Below are 22,364 nucleotides of genomic sequence, written 5' to 3' on the forward strand. Positions count from 1 at the left end.
GCCGCGCGTCCCAAGATGAACGTCCGAAATCCAGATCGTCCGATAACGACGACGCGGCGTCCCAGAAGGACCAATGCCCCGATCGAGCTTCGAGAGTCGCTTTGATCGGATATGGTCGGCCTCGGCCGCCATAAGTCGGTTCGGTCTCATGCGCGCCTCCGATGGCTCGATGGGCTTGAGGATGGGCCTAAGGTCGCTGCAAATTGTTACAGTTTGAATCGGTGCTCGACGTCAAAATGTGGGGGCCAAAGCAGACATTCCTCAAGCATTCATCGAATTGTCACTCACTTGTCACCGAACCCTGCTGCTCTTGCGACTAGGCCATCAACATGGATGGCGGGTCCAGGAGGCGGAAGTGAGCCGTTCCAGCGCACAGGAAACCCTACCGGCATCGGGGGCGGCATGAAGCCGCGGCTGCTTCTGGTCGAAGACGATCCGGGACTGATCGAGCTGCTGAGATGGCATCTCGAACGCGAAGCGTTCGAGGTTGCGCAGACTCCCGACGGCGAGGAGGCGCTCATGCTGGCGAAGGAATCGCCGCCCGACGTCATCCTGCTGGACTGGATGATCGAGGGCATTTCGGGAATCGAGGTCTGCCGACGCCTTCGCCGAACGCCCGGCACTGCCAGCGTCCCAATCATCATGATCACCGGCCGCGACGAGGAGGGCGATCGGATCTGCGGTCTCGATACCGGCGCCGACGATTATGTCACCAAGCCCTTTTCCCCACGCGAGCTCATCGCCCGGATCGGCGCGGTGATGCGCCGGTCGCGCCCCGTCCAGCCGAGCGAGGAGCTGCGTTTCGCCGATCTCGAGATGGACCTGGCGCGCCACCGGGTTCGCCGGGGCGGCCAGAACGTGCCGCTCGGACCAACCGAGTTCAGGCTGCTGCGCCAGCTGATGGAAAATCCGCGCCGCGTCTTCTCGCGCGAGCGGCTGCTCGACCTCGTATGGGGCCGCGACAAGGAGATCGAGATACGCACGGTCGACGTCCATGTCCGTCGTCTGCGTCAGGCCCTCGGCGCTCCCGGCAAGCCGGAGTTGATCCGCACCGTCAGGCAGGCAGGCTATGCTCTCGACGACGAAGCGGCCTGATCTTCGCCGACGGGCCCTGGCGGGCGCCGGATTGGCTACCGCCGGGCTGCTGGCGTTGCTGATGCTTCGGGAGCCGGGCACGGTGCCGGCGCCGGCTCCTCTCCCGCCGCTGCCGCCCCCGCCGATCGCGCCGGCCCCGGTGCAAGCTCCGATTCCGGCACCGAATGCGGACGGGTTGCGTCTCTTCGGCCTGCTCGGGCGGGGCGCCGTCATCGGGCTTGCCGACGGTGGGCAGTCCTTTTTCGCCATCGGCCGCGAGATCCGCCCGGGCCTGAAGGTCGCGCGGATCGAGCAGAACCATGTCGTCCTGGCTTCGGACGGAGGCGAGGTGCGTCTTGGTTTCGACGGGGCGCGGCCGCCGGAAGCGCCCGCGTCGGCCGCGGAACCGGCGGTCCCCAGCGCCGGCTCCCGGCGCGACGAAGCCCTGGCCTACCGATTCGGCCTCGCACCGCGCCGTGCGAACGGCCGAATCACGGGCTATGCCGTGCGTCCGGGCGCGAACCTCCCGCTCCTGCAACGGGCCGGACTTCGGCCCGGAGACGTGATCGTCAGCGTCAACGGGCAGCATTTCGACAGCGACGAAAAGGTGCTCGAGCTGCCGAACGAGATTGCCGGTTCCTTCACCGCCGAGTTCGAGTTCGAACGAGGCGGCCGGAGAATGCGTGCTTCACTCGACGTAAATCCAAGGACTTAGTCTAGGTAGAATTGCGTCTATTACACTAATGTTTCTGGATAATTACGGATTGTATTCATTAGTGTTTCAGAAATTCGACGAACTGGTCTGTAACACAACTATCACAGAATCATCTTAGCCCCCGCTTTCGAAAGCGTCGCATCCAGCGAGTCGCTTCCACTCCGAACCACAAAGGGGGTCAGCATGTCCAAGTTCCGCAAGCTACTTCTGCTCAGTTGGGCGGTCATTCCGCTGGCGGCCTGCGGGGCCGACGATATCGCCTCGCCGGGCGAAGGCGTCGTCGTCCCGCCGCCAAACAATGGCGGCGGCAACCCGCCCGCACCGCCGCCCTCGCCGCCGCCGCCCACGGGTGGACCGGCAGCCTCCTGCCCCACCAATACGACCGATCGCGGCGTGCTCGGCAACCGGCGCAACTGCGAAATCTCCGGAACGATCACCGGTCAGCGCCTGGTCCAGAACCTCGCCGGCGTAGTCTATTCCCTGTCCGGCCGCGTTCAGGTCGGCACCGATTGCGGACCGGATCCGGCTGCGCCACTCGCCGGCTGCGAAACCGGCCAGCTCAGCATCGATCCGGGCGTCGTCATCTTCGGCTCGGGCGGTCTCGACTTCCTGATCGTCAACCGCGGATCACAGCTGATCGCGGAAGGTACGCCGAACAGCCCCATCATCTTCACCAGCCGCTCCAATATCGAAGGCACGGCGACCGACGATTCGATCGGCCAATTCGGCGGCATCGTCCTGCTCGGCCGCGCGCCGATCCAGGCCTGCAACCAGCCCAACGTGCCCGGCGGCAGCGTCAATTGCCAGTCGCAGGTCGAGGGAACGACGGGCTTCTATGGCGGCGCGACGGCGAACGACAATAGCGGCCGCATCCGCTACGTTCAGGTCCGCTATCCCGGCTTCGAAGTCTCAACCGGCAACGAGCTCAACGGGATCACGCTTGCCGGCGTCGGCAGCGGCACGATGATTGATCACGTGCAGGTGCACAACAGCTCCGACGACGGCATCGAATGGTTCGGCGGAACCGTCAATGGGCGCTACATCGTCATCACCGGCGCGGACGACGACAGCCTCGACACCGACTTCGGCTACAAGGGCGCGAACCAGTTCGTTCTCGTCGTGCAGCGCACCGGGGGCGGCGACAAGGTGATCGAAGGCGACACTTCGGGCAACGGCAACAATACGCCGCGCTCTTTCCCGAAATTCGCCAATGCGACCTTCGTCAACCGGCGCTCGAACGACGTCCTGAACCTTCGCGGCGGGATGGATTTCGCCCTGTTCAACAGCGTGGTTACCGGCCAAGGCAATTGCCTCGACGTCGACGACGGTTCGGTCACCATGCAGCCGGCCGGTGCGGCCGACGACGAAGAGGGTCCGCCCATCTTCCGGTCGACCTTCTTTTCGTGCCCGACGCCGTTCCGCGACGAAGCCGACGTGACGGCCGCCCAGATCCAGGCGGTCTTCTCCGGCAACAACAATGTTGCCGACGGCACGTCGACGCTGGGGAACCTGTTCGTCAACGGCCCGAACGAGAGCGGCGTGGTCGCCACCGATCCGACTTCGATCAGCTCGTTCTTCCAGAATGTCGGCTATATCGGGGCGGTCCGCGACAGCTCCGACCTGTGGTTCGTCGGCTGGACCTGCGGGCTCGGCTTCACCACCGGATCGTGCACCGCCAACCCGGCCGCCTGAGCGCGCGCAGCCACGACGGGGCGGCGGCTGCGGCCGCCGCCCCCGTTCACAGCATTATCGGGGGCAGATAAATGAAAGCCGCACCAATCATCCTTCTTCTGTCGACGGCGCTGACGGCGCCGGCGTTCGCCCAGAGCACCGGCGGCGCGGATCCGGCGACGGCAACGCCGCCGGCGACCGCCGAGCAAGAGCCGGAGCAAGAAGTCGAAATCTCGGGTCCCGGCGCGGACCTGGGCGAGAGCATCACCATTACCGGCCGGCGGTCACGCAACGAGATCCGCCAGGCGCCGCAGGTCCTTTCAGTCCTCTCCACCGAGGATATCGAGCGGACCGGCGAAGGCGACATTGCCGGTGCGCTGCAGCGGGTCACCGGCCTTTCGGTCGTGGGCGGCCGGTTCGTCTTCGTTCGCGGTCTCGGCGAGCGCTACTCGCTCGCCTTGCTGAACGGTTCGCCCTTGCCCTCGCCCGAGCCGCTTCGCCGTACCATTCCACTCGACCTTTTCCCCACCGGCGTGATCGCTAGCTCCGTGGTCCAGAAGAGCTATTCGCCGGCCTATCCGGGCGAGTTCGGCGGCGGCGTCATCAACCTGACCACGCGCGCCGTTCCCGACGAGCCGTACCTGGACATCGGGGCCAGCATCGGCGCCGACGATGAAACCACCTTCCAGCTCGGCTACACCTATTTCGGCAGCCGCACCGACTGGACCAGTTTCGACAATGGCGAGCGCAGCGTACCGGGGCCGCTCCGGGATGCGCTTGACAGCGGAAACCTGCTCGTCGTCGGCCAGAATTTCTCGCTGCGGCAGGTGCAAGACATCACCGCCAGCCTCTCCAATTCCCGCACCAGCGTCATTCAGCGCAACGAGGAGATTCCGCCGAACTGGAGCGCCAACATCAATGGCGGCACGTCTTTCGACCTGGGCGGCGGCGTCGAGCTCGGACTGATCGCCGCGCTCGGCTATTCCAACAGCTGGCAGACGCGAGGCGGCCTGCAGCAGATCGCCGCCGGAATCACCCCGATCGACGGGGTCGACACGCTCCAGCCCGACGTCGACTATCGATTCGTCAGCACGGAGAATCGCGTCGTCCTCAACGGCCTCGCGGGGGTCGGTCTCGAATTCGGCGAACATCGCCTGAGGTGGACGAATCTCTATATCAGGGACGTGCTCAAGGAAGCGCGCATCCAGGCCGGCACGAACGAGATCAACGTCGGCTCCGATCCCGTCAACATCAGCAACACCGCATGGTTCGAGCGGCAGCTCCTTTCGACCCAGGGCGTCGGCGAGTTCCGTTTCGGCGATTTCGGGATCGACCTGCGCGGTGCCTATGCCAAGTCGCAGCGCGACTCCCCGTATGAGCGCACCTTCAGCTACCGCTACGACCCCGTCGCCGACGACTATGTCAACGACCTGCGCACCAACGGCCAGAATGCGCGAATATCGTTCAGCGAGCTCGATGACGAGGTGTGGTCGGCTTCGGGCGACCTGAGCTGGAGGATTCCGAGCCTCGCGAACCTCACCTTGTCGGCCGGATATGCCTATTACCTCAACGAGCGCAGCTCGACGCGGCGCGACTTCCGCTTCACCCCGCTCGACGTGCTTCCGTTCGAGGTGGCGCAGCAGCGGCCAGACTATCTCCTGTCCGACTACAACATCTATACCTACAATATCGTGCTCACCGAGGTCTCGGGAACGGCGGGCGCCGCTGCTTACGATGCCGATCTGGAAGTGCACGCTTTCTACGGCCAGGCGCAGATCGAGCCGATCGATGGTCTCCAGATCTCGGCCGGCGCGCGATACGAGGACGGCAGCCAGTCGGTCACTCCGCTCGACCTGTTCGGCCTCGGCGGTGAATCGATCATCCCCACGGAGATCGAGGAATCCTATATCCTGCCCGCAGCGACCCTAACCTGGTCGATGACTCCCGACATGCAGCTGCGGTTGCACGCCTCGAAGACCATTGCCCGGCCTCAGTTCCGCGAACTGGCGCCGCAGCAATATCTCGACACGGAGACGGATCGAACCTTTTTCGGCAACCAGTTCCTGACGGACAGCGAGCTGCTCAATGCCGAGGCTCGGTTCGAATGGTATTTCGGCCGCGACGAGCGGCTGACGGTGGCCGGATTTTACAAGGACATCGATCGGCCGATCGAGGCGATCGCGTTCCAGCAGGGTGGCACCTTCTTCACCACCTTCGCCAATGCCCCATCGGCCCAGCTTTACGGCGTCGAAGTGGAAGCGCAGCGCTACTTCCCGCTAGACTGGGTCTCGGATGCCCCGTTCTTCTCGACGCGCCGGCTGGTCACCATCGCCAACTACACCTTCTCGGAGTCCGAGATCAGGGTGCGGGAAGGCGATACGACGATTCCGGTGGGCACGGGTGGCTTGCCGGTCCCGGCAGAAAACGTGTTCGACGATGGGACGCCGCTGACCGGACAATCGCGCCATCTCGTCAATCTGCAGCTTGGCCTGGAAGGAACCGACCGGCTGTCGCAGCAGACCCTGCTGCTGACCTATTCCAGCCGCCGGGTTTCGAACCGTGGCCTCGGCCAGCAGCCCGACCTGATCGAGGAGCCGGGCCTTCGCATCGACTTCGTGTGGCGCGAGGGGGTGCGGATCTTCAACACCGAGGTGGAGCTGAAGTTCGAGGCGCGCAATCTCACGCGCGAGAATTACGAGGAATTCCAGTCCTTGAACGGCTCGCGGATCGATACCAACACCTACGATCTCGGCCGGACCTTCAGCTTCGGAGCGACCTTCCGCTTCTGATCCGGAGTACGGGGCTTTCAGGGCCGGCCAGCCACGCTTCACCGCGAGGTTGCGCCGGCCCAACTTTTTGGCCAGCGCCCACGCCTCCATCCTGGTTGCGTCTTATCCTCGATCTCGTTATTGAGAATGAGACGCAATAGCGAACAGGAGAGCGCGATGCACGTCGGCCGGATGAAGAGCGGGTTGGACTGGAACGCGCTGGTGACGGTGAGGTTGCTTCGCCGCTGGGCCGCGGCGCGGGACGAACTGGCCAATCCACTGCCAACTCTGGTGGAGTTGGCTCGCCAGATCGATTGTCCGCCGGAGGCGGCCATCGCACTGGGAAGCTTGTTTCAGCTGACGGAAAGCTGCCTCGGCCGTCCGCTCAAGGCGGAATGCTGCTGCAGCCGAACCCTTAGCGAGGACGAGCGCGCCGTACTGCTGATGATCGCCGCCGCTGCGGGGCCGGGTGAGCCCTTCGCACTTCCCGAAATTCCGCACGGGCTTCCAGGTGCTCTGGCGTGGGCGGCATCGAGTGTAAGGCGGCTGCTGGGTTCCGGCGTCGGCCCGGCCGTCATGCTCCGAACCGGCCGATGCCCGTTCCCCGCCCGTCCGCAGACCGCCATCGTCTGAGGCGCCGTTCCGCACCTGGCGGCGCCGCCGCCGAGCTAGAGAAACCGCAAGGGTGCCGCCGCAATCTCCTGCTTCAGGTCGAAGACCGCCCGCTCGCACTGCGACCGGGTCGGATAACCGTCACCGGACGCGACGATCTGGTCGTCGTCCCGCTTGAGGCGCCAGCGCCAGTCTCCACCGCCCATCAGCCGGCTGCCCCTGAGCGATGCGACAACGCTTCGCTCACGCTCGTAAATCTCGAAATACATCCGCCAGTCCTCCGTCCGCGGCCGACTCGCGGCCCCGGGATGCCGAGTCCCGGCGGATATAGCCGGTTTTCAACGTCTTGCTATCGGAGAAGCGGCGCCAGAAACAGTCAATGGACGGCCCTCGCCTGGACCGCCTCCTTGGTCTCCAGCGAAAAGCGCGACTCGGCCCGAGCGTGCGTCCCGAGCAACAGGTCGGCGGCATAACGGCCGACCGCGGGCCCGTGCTTGAAGCCGTGTCCGGACCCGGCACCTACCAGCAAGGTATTGGCCCATTGCGGATGGAAATCGATCAGGAGGTCGCCGTTCGAGCTGTTCTCATATTGGCAGACTCGAGCTTCGCTGAGCGGACTGCGAACCAGAGCGGGAAAGCGGCGCGCCATGTAGGTACGAACATCCGCAAGCGCTCCGGCCGAGGGAGTCCGGTCGCCGACGTCGGGGTCGAGCGGAGGACCATGGGCGTCGTGCGCAATCTTGAAGCCCCGCCCTTCCAGGTCGGGGAAGCCGTAATAGATGTCGCCGTCATTATAATCCGCCCAAGCCGGGAGACGCGCGGAGGCAAAATCGTCGGCCCCGGGTGGCGGCGCGAAGAAGAAGACTTCCTGGCGGGTCGGGAAGATGCGGGAGCCGAGCAGGTCCGGGAACAACCGGCCGAGCCAAGGGCCGCAGGCGAAGACGAAATGGTCGGCGCTGAGCGGCACGCCCTCGGCGGACACGACCTGCTCGAGCGCGTGGGCCGCGGTCGGGGGCCGAACCGCCACCTGCCGATACTCGCCGCCGGCGCGAACGAATTCGGCGACCAGGCTCTGGACGGCGCGCCGGGCGAGCAAGACGCCAAAGTCGGGCTCGAACAGACCGGCTTCGACGCCGGCGAAGTCGATCTGGGGGAATCGCCTTCGCATTGTCGCCGCATCGAACAACTCCGTCGGAAGGCCGAGCCGACGGTGCGCCTGAATCGTTTCCTCGAGGAAGGACTCGACGCGCTGAAAGAAGAACAGGACCCCCGTCGGTTGGAAGATGGGCAGCCCCGCGGCGTCGGAGAGGCGGCGCCACTCCGGCAGCGATTCGACCGCCATGCGCGTATAGACCGCGTCGGCGCCATAGGCGCTACGAGTCATCCGGCTCTCTCCGCCCGACGACGCGCGCGCATGTGCCGGGCCCCAGGCGTCGAGCAAGAGGACCCGCCTTCCGGCCTCGAGCAGCCGCTTCGCCGTCCAGGCGCCGAACACCCCGGCGCCGACGACGATCACGTCCCATCGTTGCCGCCCGACCAGCGGACCCGGCCCGGCCGCCACCGCCGGGACAGCGGCCGCAGCCGCCGCGCCGGCGATCAGGCTGCGACGGGTCACGCCAGGCAAGAGGGGCCGAGCGCGATCAGGAGCCGAAGCGCTTTCGCACGGTGATGCCGATGATCCGAGGCTGGCCGACATTGAAGCCGAGCCGAGCCCGGCCGCCGCGCTCGCGATCGAAGGAAAGCAGGGCGTTCTCGTCGAACAGGTTGGTGACGTAGACCATGACACCGAGCCCATTCTCCCAATCCACGCCTGCGCTCAGGTTGACATAGTCATAGGCCGGAAGCCGGAGATCCACGATCGTCGCGGCCGTGGCGGGGGCGCCGCCGAACGGAAGGCCGTGCACGAAGGCGCGCGGACTGTCCTCCTGGTCCCCCGGCTGGGTGTAGCGGCTCCCGACATGCTGATAGGAGGCGCCGACAAACGCTTCCGCCCCGGCCGCGATTGGGAAGCTGTAGCTGGCGTCGGCGGAGAATTGGAACTCGGGCACCGACGGCAGGCGATTGCCTTCGCGAATGCCGCCGATGACGTTGCCGGCGCCGTCGCGGACGGTGGAATCGAATTCCGCCTCGATCAGACTGGCGGCAAGCGAAAGGGCAAGACCGTCCACCGGCTCAGCCGACAGCTCCGCTTCCACCCCCATGGTGTGCGCCTTCTCGGCATTGAAGACGATACGCGACGAACAGGACCCCGCGTCCAGCGTCACCTGGAGGTTGCTGATGTCGGTATAGAAAGCGGCGGCATGGAAACCGATCGCGCCGCGCTGGCCGCGAACCCCCACCTCATAGTTCCACAAGCTTTCGTCGTCATAGTCCTGAAAGCCGCCGAAAATGGCTTCGTCTTCCGGCGTGCAGAGCGGTAGGTTGAGCGGATCGTTGACGCCGCCGAGCCGAAAGCCTTTCGACGCCTGAGCGTTGAAGCGGATGTCCTCCACAGCCTCCCAGCTCAGGATGAAGCGCGGACTGAAGCCATTCGAGGTCGTCCGGTCGGTCCGGTCGTCGCCGTTCGCGAACAGCCCGCCGGAGGTAAACCGCCTTTCCTCCTCGAAATCGTAATAGCGGCCGCCGGCGGTGGCGGTGAGGCGGTCGGTGATGTCGTAGCTCGCCTCGCCGAAGAAGGCAGTCTGGCGAATATCGTACGGCAGGTCGGCATTGTAGGGCGAATCCGGGCCGAAGCCGTTCGCTACCGATGCTGCCGTGCCCGGACCGAGCGTCGCGTCGGTAAAGGCGTCATAGCCGGGGGTGGGGAGGCGCTGGCGATAAAAGCGGTCGGTCTTGGAATAGAAGCCGCCAACCACCCACTGGAACGGCCCGTCGCCGGTGGAGCTCAGCCGCACTTCCTGCGAGAAGGTTTCGAGATCCGTCCTGTCCACGAGGTTCGACGGCAACAGCACGGCCTCTTCCGGAAAGCCGAGATCGACCGAGACGCTGCCACTGAGCGAGCTCGCGTCGCGGCTGACGAGGATGTCCCGATTGATGTAGGTCGATACCGAGGTCAGCTCTACGCCGCCGAAGCCGAAGCTGGCGGTCAGGTCCGTGAGCAGGGTGTCGTCGGCAAAGCTCTCATCGAGCAGCAGGAATTGCTGGCGCTCGTCGAACGTCACGGCAGGACGGGTCGTGGTGAAAGGGTTGGCGAAGAGATTATATACCTCCTGACGATTGAATCCGTCGGCGCGGATCTCCTGATAGAGAATCCGCGGCGTGATCCTGATCGCGTCGCTCGGCTCGAAGGTGATGGCGACGCGGCCACCCACGCGATGGCCGTCATTGACGTCCTCGTCGATTCCCCCGCCCTCGCGGAGCGCCTCGATGAAGCCGCCGTAGCGGGTGTAGTAACCGACGGCCCGCACGGCGACGCTCTCGCCGACGGGGAGGTTGACCATGCCCTTGATGTGGCCGCCGAAATCGTCATCGTCGACCAGGTTGAGATTGCCTTCGACCAAAGCTTCGATCCGGTCGAGGTCCGGCTGGTTGGTGATGTAGCGGATCGTGCCGCCGACCGATCCGGACCCGAACAAGGTCCCCTGCGGACCGCGCAGCGTCTCCACCCGGTTGAGGTCGAACAGATCGATGTCGGGCGTGAACAGCGACAGCGAGATGACCGATTCGTCGAGATAGACGCCGACCTGCTCCTTCACGCCCGGTTGATCGCGCACGATCTGTCCGGCGGAGACGCCGCGCACGGACACCTGGCTCTGACCGGGACCGAGATTCTGGATCGAGAGACCGGCCACATTGCGCGACAAATCCTCGATCGTGGTGGCGCCGGAGCGCTGAATGTCCGCTTCCGTCTGCGCGTTTATCGAGAAGGGAACCTCGAGCAGCGACGTTTCCCGTTTCGTGGCGGTGACGATGATGCTCTGCTCCTCCGCCCCCGCTCGGGGCTGCGGATCCTGGGCCATGGCCGCATCAGAGGCCGCCAGAGCGAGGATGGAGGCGGCGGGGCCGAAAAGGACGCGACGTTGCGCAAACGGGGCAATGCCGAGCATAATATTCCCCTCCTTTATGTTTCGGCGATGAAATACTCCTTCTTCACGCGACTGGACAGCACGGAGCAGGGACTGACATAAAAACGTCATCAACTGTGGTGGCGAGGCAACACGCCCCTGGTTCCTCCCCGTCCGCCCTCCGAGCCGAACGCGGAAGTCGACGTGCGGAACGCGTTCAAATTCGCCGAGAGCCTGACTTTGTCCTCCGGCCGCGCTAGACTGGCCACCAAGCTCCCAACCAGACCGGATCGATGAACATGGCGCACCAGGTCGACGACACCCGAATTCTCGAGATCAAGGAATTGTCGCCGCCGGCGCACGTGCTGCGAGAATTCCCGATCAGCGAAGCGGCTGGAGAGACCGTCTTCGCGTCGCGAGCGGCGATCCACGCCATACTCCACGGCCTCGACGACAGGTTGCTGGTCGTCGTCGGGCCCTGCTCGATCCACGACCCGGGCGCGGCGCGCGAATATGCCGGCCGGCTGGTCGAGCAGCGCCGCCGGCTTTCCGACCGGCTCGAGATCGTCATGCGCGTCTATTTCGAGAAGCCGCGAACGACCGTCGGCTGGAAGGGGCTGATCAACGACCCCGATCTGGACGGCAGCTTCAAGATCAACAAGGGGCTGCGCACGGCCCGCGAACTGCTGCTCGACATCGCGGAGTTGGGACTTCCCGCGGGGACGGAATATCTCGACATGATCACGCCGCAATATGTCGCGGACCTGATCGCCTGGGGCGCAATCGGCGCCCGCACGACCGAATCACAGGTGCACCGCGAGCTTGCATCGGGCCTTTCCTGTCCAGTGGGCTTCAAGAACGGCACCGACGGAAACCTCCGCATCGCTTTGGATGCCGTGAAGGCTGCATCGCAACCGCACCATTTCCTGTCGGTCACCAAAGGGGGGCATTCCGCGATCGTCGCGACCAGCGGCAATGAGGATTGCCACGTCATCCTGCGCGGCGGCCAGCAGCCCAATTACGACCGCGACAGCATCGAGTTTGCGAGCCGTGCTGCCAGCGCCGCCGGCCTGCCCTGCCGGCTGATGGTGGACGCCAGCCATGGCAACAGCCGCAAGCAGCCCGAAAATCAGCGCGCCGTGATCGAGGACATTGCCGGCCAGGTCGGCCAGGGCGAGCGCCGGATCTTCGGCGTGATGATCGAGAGCCACCTCGTCGGCGGCAGCCAGGATCTCGTCCCCGGCACCGCTCTGCTCTACGGACAGAGCATCACCGACGGCTGCGTCGGCTGGGACGAGACGGTCGAGTTGCTCGACCGCCTGGCGCAGGGTGTGGCTCTGCGGCGTGCCGCCTCGGCCACCGCTTTACGCTCGGCCTGAGCTCTCCCACGCGGCACGCACGTCGGTGGAAAAGCGGTTCCCACCTCCGCACTGCCTGTCTAACGTCGCGGAAAATAACGGGGGAATGATATGCGACTGACCAGCTTCCTGGCCCTTTCCATGCTGATTTTCGCCGGCCCCGCGCACACCGCGCAGCCGGCACCGCCGGCACCGCCACCAGCCGGCGAGACGATCGTCATCCATGCCGGCACCTTGCTCGATCGGCCGGGCCGCCCACCACGCCGAAATGCCAGCATCATCGTCCGGGGCGGACGGATCGAGGCGGTCCAGGACGGCCTGGTCCCGGCCCCTGCCGGAGCGCGGCTGATCGACCTGTCCGACCGCTTCGTACTGCCGGGGCTGATCGATTCCCACGTCCACCTCACCTCCGATCGCGCCGGGGTCGAAGGACAGCTTGCCGAGATCACCGACAGCGTCCCGCTGCGCGCCTATGAAGCGGCGTGGAATGCGCGCAAGACGCTCGACGCTGGCTTCACGACCGTCCGAAATCTCGGCGCCGACAGCGGGGTCACGCTCGGCCTGCGCGACGCAATTTCGCGGGGCTGGGCTATCGGCCCGCGAATCGTCGACTCAGGCACATCGATATCGACGACGACCGGCCACATGGATCCGACGCTTGGCGTGCGCGAGGAATTTCACGAAGCCTTGTTGAAGTCGGGAAGCACGTGCGACGGTGCCGACGATTGCCGCCGCGCGGTGAGGCAGCAGATCGCGCGCGGGGCCGACGTGATCAAGATCGCCACGACCGGAGGGGTAAACAGCCGAATCGGCCTGGGGCTCGGCGCACAGATGCTCGAGGATGAAGCAAGGGCAATCGTCGAGACGGCGCACCTTTACGGCCGCAAGGTAGCGGTTCACGCCCATGGCGCGGACGGCATTGTCCTGGCGCTCCGCGCCGGCGCCGACTCGATCGAACACGGCACCATGCTGGACGACGAAGGCATCCGTCTGATGCGTGAGACCCGCGCTTATTATGTGCCGACCCTCTCGACCGTGAACGGCTATATCGAGCGCCTGCGCAACAATCCGGGCGCCTATACTGGAGAGGTACGCGAGAAGATCGAATGGCGGATCGGAATCACCGGCCAGTCGCTGCGCCGCGCGGTTCCCGCGGGCGTGCGGATCGCCTTCGGAACCGATGCCGGCGTATCTATGCACGGCCGCAACGCGGACGAGTTCCTGCTGATGGTCGAGCACGGCATGGACCCGATGTCGGCGATCGTCGCCGCGACGGTCAATGCCGCCGACCTGCTCGGCCTGGCCGCCGAGGTCGGCACGATCGAGCCCGGCAAGGTGGCCGATATCGTCGCTGTCGGCGGAGACCCGCTGAGCGACGTCGGCGTGCTCCGCGACATGGATTTCGTGATGGCACGCGGGCGTGTCCACCGCCTCGACGAATGACCGACCGCTCCGCATCCGTTCGTCCCAGTGGAGAATGACCTTCATGACCTTCACCCTCGATCGTCGCCGGTTCCTGCTCACCTCCGCCGCGGCGACCGGTGCGTTTGTGCTGCAGGGCTGCGCAGGTCTCGCCCCGCGTTCCGACACCGCCGCGGCCCGATCCCTGTACGACAGCATCTTCGAGGGCATGCTCCGCGCTTCGCCGGAGATGGCGAGCGGACTTGGGCTCGACACCGGCGAACGCGCCTTTCTGAAAAGCCGCCTGAGCGACGCTTCGCCGGCCGGCAAGATGGGTCCCTATCGGCCGCTGCTCGATCAGCTGCCCCAGCTTCGGCAGATCGACCGCTCGCTGGTCGAGGGGCGCGAGCGGGCATGGCTCGATACCGTGCTTTGGCTCGGCGAGCGGATGAGCGAGGCGGCGACGTTCGATTATGGGGGCATCGGCGGCTACAATTATCCGATCCCCTATGTGATCTCGCAGCTGTCGGGCGCCTATCAGAACGTTCCCGACTTCCTGGACAGCCAACACAGCATCGACACTCGCGAGGATGCACAGGCCTATGTTGCGCGCCTTGAGGAATTCGCCCGCGCGGTAAACCAGGAAGTGGATCGTGCGCGCGCCGATGCGGCCCGAGGCGTGGTGCCGCCGGCCTATATCATCGACAAGGCGCTCACGCAGACACGGGCGCTTCGGCGCGAGGAGGGGCACGAATCGGGCCTCGTCCAGTCGCTCGTTCGGCGGGCGCGCGACAAGGGCGTTGAGGGCGACTGGGCGACCCAGGCGGCCGGGATCGTCGACGGCCGCCTCGCCGCCGCACTCGATCGGCAGATCGCGCTGCTCGGCGAGCTTCGCCGCGGAGCCGGCCAGGAAGCGGCGGCTAGTCGGCTCCCCGATGGGGAGCGCTTCTACAATCTGTGCCTTCGCTTCCATACGAGCACGGCATTGACGCCAGACCAGGCCCATCAAATGGGCCTCGCGCAAGTGGCCGAACTCCAGGCCGCGGTCGATCCGCTGCTGCGACGGGAAGGACTCACCGAGGGAAGTGTCGGCGCGCGGCTTACCGAGCTCGGTCGGCTCGAGCGCTATCTCTACTCGAATGACGATGCGGGACGTGCGGCGCTGATCGCGGACCTCAACCGGATGCTCGAAGAGATACGCGGGCGCATGCCTGAATATTTCAACACCATTCCGGACGCAGGCATGGCCATTCGGCGCGTACCGCCTGCGATCGAGGCCGGGGCTCCACGCGGTTACGCCCAGGGCGGCAGTTTGGACGGATCGCGGCCCGGGACCTTCTACATCAACCTGGTCGATACGAGCATCTGGCCGAAATGGTCGCTGCCGACCTTGACCTATCATGAAAGCGTCCCCGGCCATCTCTGGCAGGGCGCAATCGTGTTAGGAAGCGAGGATATCCCGCTTCTCCACCGCAATATCGGCATCCCGGCGTTCGGCGAAGGGTGGGGCCTCTATGCCGAGCAGCTCGCCGACGAGATCGGCGTCTATGCCGATTTTCCTCAGGGCCGGATCGGCATGCTCCAGAGCTTCCTGTACCGCGCCGCCCGCATCGTTCTCGACACCGGACTCCATTCGAGGGGCTGGAGCCGCGAACAGGCCATCGCCTATTTCACAGAACAGGTTGGGCTGGATCCGATCTCCGCGACCAGCGAGGTGGAGCGCTATATCGTCTGGCCCGGTCAGGCGTGCAGCTACAAGATCGGACACAATGAGATGGTTCGGCTTCGCGAAGAGGCGCGCAGCCGGCTCGGTGCACGCTTCGACATCAAGTCGTTTCACGACGCCGTGCTGCTCGGGGGCGACATGCCCCTCGAGGTGCTCGCAACGGTCGTCGCTGACTGGACCCGGACGCGGCTCGGCTGACGACGGGATCGCCGCGCCGACCTGGCCATGTCCATCCGGTCCGGCCACTGGCCCTATTCGGTTGAGGCGAACCGCGCGCTTCCGCGGTCAAGCTGGGCCAGAAGGCTACGGTCACGATTATAGATGTCGTCCCGAAATTCGAGCCCGCCCTCCGACGGGGCAACCGTAAGATAAGTGATGAAGACCGGCACGAGCCGCCGAAGCTTCACTTCCTCCTCCGGCTCGCCGCTCGTCGGGCCGATGTCCCGGCCAAACAACCATCGAGAGAGGCGCCAGGCGTCCTCCAGCCTGACGCAGCCCGAGCTGAGCCAGCGGTCGGACCGGTTGAACAGCTCCCGATCGGGCGTGTCGTGCAGGTAGATGCCGAGATGATTGGGCATCATCAGCTTGATTTCGCCCATCATGTTTCGAGGGCCGGGCAACTGACGCATTCTCAACTGCTGCCGGCCCGCGGCGACCGCCGCCCAGTCGACCTGGCTCGGATGGAGGACCACAGCATTTTCGGACCAGTCCGACAGGACCTCATATTGCTCGCGCTGCAGATAGGACGGACCCTGGCGCTGGACGTTTACGGCGCGTACGCGGGCCAGATCGGGGGGAATGTTCCAATAGGGATTGAGCGCAGCATAGCGGATCAGGGCCGCCATCATCGGCGTCTGCTCGCTCGATTTCCCGACGATCACTCGCATGCTGTCGACCGGACGCCCGTTTTCGTACATCCACAGGCGCGCCGCTGCGGCGTCGACGAGAATGAAGCGGCGGCCGGGATTTTCCGGGAGGGCCCGGGCGCGGGCGAGGTTCGCCTCGAGCAGCCGCTCATAATGAGCCGGCCCGCGATTGAGCGCCGCGATGGTTCCCGTGCCCGCAATGCCATCGTCCGGCAGCCCATGGGCACGCTGGAACGACTTGAGGATTTCGGCAACTTGGGGATCGAACGTGCCGGAAGCGGGCAGGCCAAGGCGTCGCCGCAAGGCCTGAACTCTCGATCCACGTGCGCCGACACGCAGCGCCGGCCCACCGGGGATACGAACCTGCGGCAGGCTGCCCCACCGCTGCCGGTAAGCGGCCAAAGCGTGGCGTAGTTGGACGTAGACCGGATTGCCACGATCGAGACCCTCGATGAGGTCATCGACGTCGCGAAGGCTCGAAATAGACGTGGGGCCGCGCCGCTCGGACCGGGGTTCGAGTTCTTCGTCGATATAGTTCATGCCGACGTTCACGTTCGGAACATCGTCGACGAAAGCGAGAAGGGCTTGGGTGAGACGCAACTCGGCGTCCGCTAGCGCGGCTGGAGCACCGCCCCGCGCAGCGGCGACAGCCGCGTCCAGATTTGCTGCCGCTGGAAATCCGGTGCCGCGAAGGGCGCGGACGAAGGTGCGCGCCTCCGAGGCCAGCGAGTCCGACTTCACCCACAAGGGCCGATAGCCACGCGCTCGATAGAAAGTCGACAGCCTCGAATCCGTGCCCGAGCCCTGGCGGATCAACGCCTGGACGGCAGCAGGCTCCGCGTCCGCGGCCGACGCAGCGGCCGGCAGCGACGCGACGCAAAGCAAACCGGCCGCTGCCGCCGCAAGCAAGCGGCGGGACCGGAACCAATTCGAATATGAGGGAATATCGTTCATTCAGGACCGTCCCGCGACCGATCCTCGCTACGCATCACCAACTTCTTCCCCTTGGTTGCACCGAAAGCCGAACCTCTCGCATGAGATCCGACCATCCGAACGGGGGGCACCGCCCTTTCGTTCCCAAGGTCGCACAAGGCCGGGGCGAGGCAGGACCCGAACGCCATACCGGAGACGCCGGCCGGTTTCCCGGCCGGCGTCTAAACCTTCATTCGTCGACGGGAACTCAGCCCCGCTCGCCCGAATAGACCGGAGCCGGCGGCGGCGGCGGCGGAGCCGCAGGCTGCTGCAGATGCGGCGGCGGCGATCCCTGATAGTAGGTGCCGTTATACATATAGCCATCGGCATAGCCGTCATTATCCTGATCGGCCCAGACGGCGCCGGCGATGCCGCCGATGGCGGCGCCAACCACGGCACCGGTAATCGGGCTGAGCCCGCCTATAAGCGCACCGGCGCCAGCACCGGCAGCGGCACCCACTGCAGCACCCGTACCGGCGCTCGCAAGCGTGTCGCGATCACCGTCAGCGGTGGTGCAGGCGGCAAGGGACATGGATCCTGCCAGCAGGACCGTAGCAATCATCTTCGTCATATATTCCTCCCTGATGCGGGCGGGGAAACAGAGGCCGACAGAAGTCCGCGGCAAGGTGTTGCCCGCAACGGCAGCCAAGAAACGACGAACGTGGGGCATCGTTCCGCCGACGAAATCGGGTCCGTTCCAAATTCGGACTCCTCCGTTCAACGGTGCCTTAAATACGTTAAGCCGTTCCCGGACCGGGCGCCTACGTCGCAGATGCGAGAATTTCTCCTTGCCGTAACGGCCACGATCGGGGCAAGTTGACGCTGCCGTCCTGAACGATGGCGAGTTATCGGATTACGTCGATCGGCCGGGATGCGGCTCGCGATAGCGTTCGCAGCCGATGGTCGATCGTGGATGGATCAGGATTGCGGTGGGGGGTATGCGCCCGCGCATCTTCTAGGGAGGTCGAGAATGCGTTCATCTTTGCTTGCGGCGGTCGCCGCAGCGTCCCTCATAAGCGCCAGCAGTGCCGCCGTCGCACAGACCGCAGCGCCGGCTGCCCCAGCCGCCTCTGTCGAGCGCACCGGCGCCAGCGTAGAGGGTGGCAGCGAATTGCAGGGTACCACATTGTGGGTGGCTGCAGCGGTTGCCCTGGCGCTGCTGGTCTGGGGGCTGATCGAGCTGCTGGGCGACGACGAAGAGGAAGCGCCGGTCAGCCCGTAAGGGCAGAATTTGGTCGCATGCATGCTCTTGCATAAATATTCATGAGCATGCATATGGCGGCCAATGATCGACATTGCCATTCTTGGAGCTTCCGGATTCGTTGGGGCGGAGTTGCTGCGGCTCTCCGCCCTGCATCCCGTGCTGCGCCCCGTCCGGCTGTTCGGTGACAGCCAGGCCGGGCAGCAGCTTGCGCAAGTCCATCCACATCTCGGGCTCGCTTATCCGGATCTGACTGTCGAGACGTTCTCGCCGTCGGCGCTCGACGGCGTCGGCATGGTCTTCGCGGCGCTTCCTCACGGCAAGTCCCAAGAGGTCGCTCCCGCGATCATCGAGCGCGGCATTCCCTTCGTCGATCTGGGCGCCGACTTCCGCCTTGACGACGCCGCCACCTATGAACGCTGGTACAAGGAGCCTCACCGCGCGCCGGAGCTCATGGGCCGCTTCGTCTACGGCATCCCCGAAGTGAACCGTGCTCGGATAGCCGCCTCGAAAACCGTTGCGGCGGCGGGATGCTATCCAACCTCGGCCATCCTCGCGCTGAGGCCGTTGCTCGACCTCATTCAACCGGGAACGATCGTCGTCGACGCCGCGTCCGGCGTCTCGGGCGCCGGCAAGGCGCTCAAGGAAGAGACTCATTTCAACACGGTCGACGAGAATCTGACTGCTTATGGCCTGCTCGGTCACCGCCATACTGCCGAGATGGAGATGCTGCTGGGTGCCGGCTTGCTGTTCACGCCGCACCTTGCCCCGGTGAATCGCGGCATTCTCGCCACGTGTCACGGGGTCGCGGCACGTCCTCTGGAGCCCGACGAGCCGCTCAGGGCCCTCGAGGCCGCTTATGCCGGCGAACCCTTCATCCAGGTGTCTGAGAGGCCGCCCTCGACCAAATGGACCTGTGGATCCAACGCCGTCCATCTCACCGCGCGCTACGACGAACGCACCGGCCGCGTCCTTGCTATCGCCGCGCTCGACAATCTCGTGAAAGGGGCCGCCGGCCAGATGATCCAATGCGCCAACCTCATGCTCGGCCTCGACGAGGCGGCGGGCCTTCCCAAAGCTGGAATGTGGCCGTGAGCGTGACCGCCGCCGAAGGCTTCGTCGCGGCCGGCTGCCATGCCGGAATCAAGCGGCGCCGGCACGACATGGCGCTGCTCGCGACCGCCGATCTGCAACCGGTCACGACCGTTGCCGTCTTCACCCAGAACAAATTCGTCGCGCCGCCGGTCACGCTGTCGCGCGCTCGGCTCGCCGGCAATGGCGGCAAGGCAGCCGCGATCATCGTCAACAGCGGCAATGCCAATGCGGGCACCGGCGCCCGCGGCCTGGCCGACGCCACGGCGATGGGGCAGTCCGCCGCCGAAGCGCTCGGCATAGCGGAGCAGGACGTCCTGGTCTGCTCGACCGGTATCATCGGCACGCCGCTGCCGATGGACGTCATCGTGGCTGCGGCGCCGAAACTGGCGAAGAAGCTATCGATCGAAGGCGCCGCAGACGCCGCGAAGGGAATCCTCACGACCGATCACCTGCCGAAGGAGGCGGTCGTTCGCGGCTCCACCTTCACCGTCGGAGGAATGGCAAAGGGCTGCGGGATGATCGCCCCGAACATGGCGACGATGCTCGCTTTCCTGACCACCGACGCACAGGTCGATCGCGAAGTGCTTCAAGCGGTGCTCAAGGACGCGGCAGACCGCACCTTCAACACTCTCAACGTGGATGGCGCAACTTCCACCAACGATACGGCCGTGCTGATGGCGAGCGGCCGGCGCGGCGCCCCCGATCGCGCCGAATTCGCCGATGCCGTGCACCGCGTCTGCGAAGACCTGACGCTGCAGATGGCACGTGATGCCGAAGGCATGACCAAGATGGTCAAGCTCCTCGTCAGCGGTGCCGCCAGCGATGAGGAGGCGCGTGTCGCGGCCAAGAATATCGCGGAAAACAATCTGGTGAAGTGCAGTTGGCACGGGGGCGACCCTTATTGGGGCCGATTGCTCGCCGCGGCCGGATCGGCGGGGGTCGCCTTCGAGGTCGAGCGGTGCACCGTCGCCTATGGCGGCATCGTCGTCGCGCGCGGGGGTGCGCCGATCGCGCATGACGAGGCAGAAGTCGCCACGCACATGAAGAACGAGCAGATCGACATCGAGGTCGCTTTGGGCGTCGGCGAGGGCCGGGCACAAGTGATCGGGATCGACCTCGGCCCCGGCTACATCAAGGAAAATGTGAAGACGTCATGATGAGTGCCGGAGAAACTGCGCGCGTGCTCGTCCAGGCGCTGCCCTATGTCTACCGATTCGCCGGCAAGGTCGTCGTGGTGAAGTTGGGCGGCGCCGCCATCGACGCGGAGCTCGACCGGGCGCTTGCCCAGGACGTCCTGCTGCTGCGCAGCGTCGGGGTGCGCTGCGTCCTCGTGCATGGCGGCGGTCCCCAGGTCGATGCCATGATGCGGCGTGTCGGCAAAGAGCCGGAATTTCGCAACGGCCTTCGCGTCACCGACGCGGAAACCCTCGAGCTGGTTCGCATGGTGCTGGTCGGCAAGATCAATCGCGACCTGGTCGCCACGATCAATCGCGAGACGCGCGAAGAGCCGGTCGCGGTTGGCGTTTCCGGCGAGGACGCCGGTATGCTGACCGTCGCGCCGCGGGAGGCGTCGCTGGGCTTCGTCGGCGACGTCAGCAAAGTGCGCGCCTCGGTTCTGCACCGGCTGCTGGACGAAGGACTGACCCCGGTCGTCTCGACGATCGGCGCGGACGAGAGCGGCCAGGCCTACAACGTCAACGCCGACGAGGCGGCGCGCGCTATTGCCGTCGCTATGGCGGCCGAGAAGATCGTGTATCTGACCGCGGCCCCCGGCCTGCTGGCGGACGTCAAGGACGAAAGCAGCCTCGTGCGCCGGATCGGCGCCTCCGCGCTTCGCGAACGGATCGAGCATGAGAGCGTGAGTGCCGGCATGATCCCCAAGCTGCGGGCCTGTGCCGACGCGGTCGACGGAGGCGTGGGCACTGCGCACATCATCGACGGTCGGGTGCCCCATGCCTTGCTGATCGAGCTCCTCACCGATGAGGGAATCGGGACGATGGTGAAGAGGGAGATGGAGGGGTGAAGGACCTGCTGAAGATCTGCGACCTCGGCCGTCAGGACCTGGCGGAAATACTGGCCCTGTCGGAACGCGGCGATCTCGGACGTCCGCTGGCCGGCAAGGGCGTTGCCCTGGTCTTCCAAAAACCTTCGGCTCGGACTCGCAATTCGATGGAGCTGGCGGTCGTCCAGCTTGGCGGACATCCTGTGTACATCCAGAAGGACGAGGTCGGGCTGGGAGAACGGGAAAGTGCCGAGGACGTGGCCCGCACCCTGTCCTGCTACCATGAGATCATCGCCGCCCGGGTCATGGACCATAGCGATCTGGTCACCATGGCAGGCGCCACCGAAACGCCCCTGCTCAACCTCCTGTCCGACACCGATCATCCGCTTCAGGCGTTGGCAGACCTTCTGACCATCAGGCAACTCGTCGGTCGCCTGGACGGCGTCCGCATCGCCTATATCGGCGACGCCAACAACGTCTGTCGCTCACTGGCCGAGGCATGCGCGCTCTCCGGAGCGGAGCTCACCGTCGCGAGCCCCCAAGGCTACGGGCTCGAGACCGTCATGGACACGCTCCCCGACGGCGTCCGGCAGGTGGCCGATCCCGCGGAAGCCGTGGAGGGCGCGCAGATAGTCTATACCGACGTCTGGGTCTCGATGGGCCAGGACGGCGAGGCGGAGGAACGGAGGCGCGCCTTCGCGGCCTATCAGGTCGATGCGGCGCTGATGGCGCGCAGCGCCGATGCCTGGTTCCTCCATTGCCTGCCGGCCCGGCGCGGCGAGGAAGTCTCGTCCGAGGTAATGGACGGCCCCCGCTCGGCGGTCTGGCGTCAGGCGGAGAACCGCATGCACACGGCGCGCGGCGCGATGGCCTGGATGATGACGCGGTGAGCCGGGATC

The 22,364-nt window shown here is 65.6% G+C and carries 18 protein-coding genes; 13 read left to right on the forward strand and 5 right to left on the reverse strand.

All coding sequences use genetic code 11. The annotated features are described in order from the left end of the window. Window positions 1-402 precede the first annotated feature (402 nt). From phoB to EKM57_RS19425, 5 genes are all read left to right on the forward strand, one after another. Entirely contained in the window at window positions 403-1,095 is a 693-nt protein-coding gene (gene phoB, locus EKM57_RS19405; protein ID WP_129794190.1) for a phosphate regulon transcriptional regulator PhoB, read from the forward strand. A 31-nt stretch (window positions 1,096-1,126) separates the two neighbouring features. Beyond that, window positions 1,127-1,789, forward strand: coding sequence for a PDZ domain-containing protein (locus tag EKM57_RS19410; RefSeq protein ID WP_165357561.1), 663 nt, complete (start codon window positions 1,127-1,129; stop codon window positions 1,787-1,789). A 183-nt stretch (window positions 1,790-1,972) separates the two neighbouring features. Further along, window positions 1,973-3,481, forward strand: a complete 1,509-nt coding sequence (locus EKM57_RS19415; RefSeq protein ID WP_129794192.1) for a hypothetical protein — start codon at window positions 1,973-1,975, stop codon at window positions 3,479-3,481. Between the two features lie 71 nt (window positions 3,482-3,552). Further along, window positions 3,553-6,249, forward strand: coding sequence for a TonB-dependent receptor domain-containing protein (locus EKM57_RS19420; protein ID WP_129794193.1), 2,697 nt, complete (start codon window positions 3,553-3,555; stop codon window positions 6,247-6,249). Window positions 6,250-6,375: 126 nt separating this feature from the next. Further along, on the forward strand, window positions 6,376-6,861 hold the full coding sequence (locus EKM57_RS19425; RefSeq protein ID WP_129794194.1) for a hypothetical protein: 486 nt from the start codon (window positions 6,376-6,378) through the stop codon (window positions 6,859-6,861). A gap of 35 nt (window positions 6,862-6,896) precedes the next feature. Here EKM57_RS19425 and EKM57_RS19430 read toward each other — a convergent pair whose 3' ends face one another. From EKM57_RS19430 to EKM57_RS19440, 3 genes are all read right to left on the reverse strand, one after another. Continuing rightward, window positions 6,897-7,109 carry a YegP family protein gene (locus EKM57_RS19430; RefSeq protein ID WP_129794195.1) on the reverse strand — a complete coding sequence of 71 codons (213 nt, stop codon included), beginning with the start codon at window positions 7,107-7,109 and terminating at the stop codon, window positions 6,897-6,899. Window positions 7,110-7,216: 107 nt separating this feature from the next. Next, a complete protein-coding gene (locus tag EKM57_RS19435) occupies window positions 7,217-8,455 on the reverse strand; it encodes an FAD-dependent oxidoreductase (RefSeq protein WP_165357562.1) in 1,239 nt (412 codons plus the stop codon). A gap of 25 nt (window positions 8,456-8,480) precedes the next feature. Continuing rightward, window positions 8,481-10,886: a TonB-dependent receptor gene (locus tag EKM57_RS19440; RefSeq protein WP_129794197.1), complete on the reverse strand. Its 2,406-nt coding sequence runs from the start codon at window positions 10,884-10,886 to the stop codon at window positions 8,481-8,483. A gap of 257 nt (window positions 10,887-11,143) precedes the next feature. Here EKM57_RS19440 and EKM57_RS19445 point away from each other — a divergent pair, with 257 nt between their 5' ends. The 3 genes from EKM57_RS19445 to EKM57_RS19455 all read left to right on the forward strand — a co-directional run bounded on the left by EKM57_RS19445 (window position 11,144) and on the right by EKM57_RS19455 (window position 15,527). Next, entirely contained in the window at window positions 11,144-12,223 is a 1,080-nt protein-coding gene (locus EKM57_RS19445; RefSeq protein ID WP_129794198.1) for a 3-deoxy-7-phosphoheptulonate synthase, read from the forward strand. Window positions 12,224-12,313: 90 nt separating this feature from the next. Continuing rightward, complete coding sequence (locus tag EKM57_RS19450) at window positions 12,314-13,645, forward strand: amidohydrolase family protein (RefSeq protein WP_129794199.1); 1,332 nt, start codon at window positions 12,314-12,316, stop codon at window positions 13,643-13,645. A gap of 43 nt (window positions 13,646-13,688) precedes the next feature. Beyond that, window positions 13,689-15,527, forward strand: coding sequence for a DUF885 family protein (locus EKM57_RS19455; protein WP_165357563.1), 1,839 nt, complete (start codon window positions 13,689-13,691; stop codon window positions 15,525-15,527). Between the two features lie 53 nt (window positions 15,528-15,580). On the opposite strand, the gene EKM57_RS19460 is transcribed toward EKM57_RS19455, so the two are convergent. Beyond that, window positions 15,581-17,149, reverse strand: a complete 1,569-nt coding sequence (locus EKM57_RS19460) for a murein L,D-transpeptidase (protein WP_129794201.1) — start codon at window positions 17,147-17,149, stop codon at window positions 15,581-15,583. A gap of 226 nt (window positions 17,150-17,375) precedes the next feature. Continuing rightward, complete coding sequence (locus tag EKM57_RS19465; RefSeq protein ID WP_129794202.1) at window positions 17,376-17,738, reverse strand: hypothetical protein; 363 nt, start codon at window positions 17,736-17,738, stop codon at window positions 17,376-17,378. A 399-nt stretch (window positions 17,739-18,137) separates the two neighbouring features. On the opposite strand from EKM57_RS19465, the gene EKM57_RS19470 reads away from it, so the two are divergent. The 5 genes from EKM57_RS19470 to argF all read left to right on the forward strand — a co-directional run bounded on the left by EKM57_RS19470 (window position 18,138) and on the right by argF (window position 22,355). Then, window positions 18,138-18,389, forward strand: a complete 252-nt coding sequence (locus EKM57_RS19470) for a hypothetical protein (protein WP_129794203.1) — start codon at window positions 18,138-18,140, stop codon at window positions 18,387-18,389. A 63-nt stretch (window positions 18,390-18,452) separates the two neighbouring features. Continuing rightward, a complete protein-coding gene (gene argC / locus EKM57_RS19475) occupies window positions 18,453-19,463 on the forward strand; it encodes an N-acetyl-gamma-glutamyl-phosphate reductase (protein WP_129794204.1) in 1,011 nt (336 codons plus the stop codon). Continuing rightward, window positions 19,460-20,620, forward strand: coding sequence for a bifunctional glutamate N-acetyltransferase/amino-acid acetyltransferase ArgJ (gene argJ / locus EKM57_RS19480; RefSeq protein WP_165357564.1), 1,161 nt, complete (start codon window positions 19,460-19,462; stop codon window positions 20,618-20,620). Before argC ends, argJ begins: the two co-directional genes overlap by 4 nt. Further along, window positions 20,617-21,486: an acetylglutamate kinase gene (gene argB, locus EKM57_RS19485; RefSeq protein ID WP_129794206.1), complete on the forward strand. Its 870-nt coding sequence runs from the start codon at window positions 20,617-20,619 to the stop codon at window positions 21,484-21,486. The genes argJ and argB overlap by 4 nt, the downstream gene beginning before the upstream one ends. Next, on the forward strand, window positions 21,483-22,355 hold the full coding sequence (gene argF, locus EKM57_RS19490; protein WP_129794207.1) for an ornithine carbamoyltransferase: 873 nt from the start codon (window positions 21,483-21,485) through the stop codon (window positions 22,353-22,355). Before argB ends, argF begins: the two co-directional genes overlap by 4 nt. The last annotated feature ends 9 nt before the right edge of the window (window positions 22,356-22,364 follow it).

It is taken from the genome of Sphingosinicella sp. CPCC 101087 (assembly GCF_004151485.1).
In the GTDB taxonomy this organism is placed as follows: Bacteria; Pseudomonadota; Alphaproteobacteria; order Sphingomonadales; family Sphingomonadaceae; genus Allosphingosinicella.

What these genes read in the sequence shown, in the direction of transcription:
- phoB (WP_129794190.1), top strand. Translation starts at nt 403, where the DNA reads ATGAAGCCGCGGCTGCTTCTGGTCGAAGACGATCCGGGACTGATCGAG.
- EKM57_RS19415 (WP_129794192.1), top strand. Translation starts at nt 1,973, where the DNA reads ATGTCCAAGTTCCGCAAGCTACTTCTGCTCAGTTGGGCGGTCATTCCG.
- EKM57_RS19420 (WP_129794193.1), top strand. Translation starts at nt 3,553, where the DNA reads ATGAAAGCCGCACCAATCATCCTTCTTCTGTCGACGGCGCTGACGGCG.
- EKM57_RS19425 (WP_129794194.1), top strand. Translation starts at nt 6,376, where the DNA reads ATGAGACGCAATAGCGAACAGGAGAGCGCGATGCACGTCGGCCGGATG.
- EKM57_RS19430 (WP_129794195.1), bottom strand. Translation starts at nt 7,109, where the DNA reads ATGTATTTCGAGATTTACGAGCGTGAGCGAAGCGTTGTCGCATCGCTC.
- EKM57_RS19440 (WP_129794197.1), bottom strand. Translation starts at nt 10,886, where the DNA reads ATGCTCGGCATTGCCCCGTTTGCGCAACGTCGCGTCCTTTTCGGCCCC.
- EKM57_RS19445 (WP_129794198.1), top strand. Translation starts at nt 11,144, where the DNA reads ATGGCGCACCAGGTCGACGACACCCGAATTCTCGAGATCAAGGAATTG.
- EKM57_RS19450 (WP_129794199.1), top strand. Translation starts at nt 12,314, where the DNA reads ATGCGACTGACCAGCTTCCTGGCCCTTTCCATGCTGATTTTCGCCGGC.
- EKM57_RS19455 (WP_165357563.1), top strand. Translation starts at nt 13,689, where the DNA reads ATGACCTTCACCCTCGATCGTCGCCGGTTCCTGCTCACCTCCGCCGCG.
- EKM57_RS19460 (WP_129794201.1), bottom strand. Translation starts at nt 17,149, where the DNA reads ATGAACGATATTCCCTCATATTCGAATTGGTTCCGGTCCCGCCGCTTG.
- EKM57_RS19465 (WP_129794202.1), bottom strand. Translation starts at nt 17,738, where the DNA reads ATGACGAAGATGATTGCTACGGTCCTGCTGGCAGGATCCATGTCCCTT.
- EKM57_RS19470 (WP_129794203.1), top strand. Translation starts at nt 18,138, where the DNA reads ATGCGTTCATCTTTGCTTGCGGCGGTCGCCGCAGCGTCCCTCATAAGC.
- argC (WP_129794204.1), top strand. Translation starts at nt 18,453, where the DNA reads ATGATCGACATTGCCATTCTTGGAGCTTCCGGATTCGTTGGGGCGGAG.
- argB (WP_129794206.1), top strand. Translation starts at nt 20,617, where the DNA reads ATGATGAGTGCCGGAGAAACTGCGCGCGTGCTCGTCCAGGCGCTGCCC.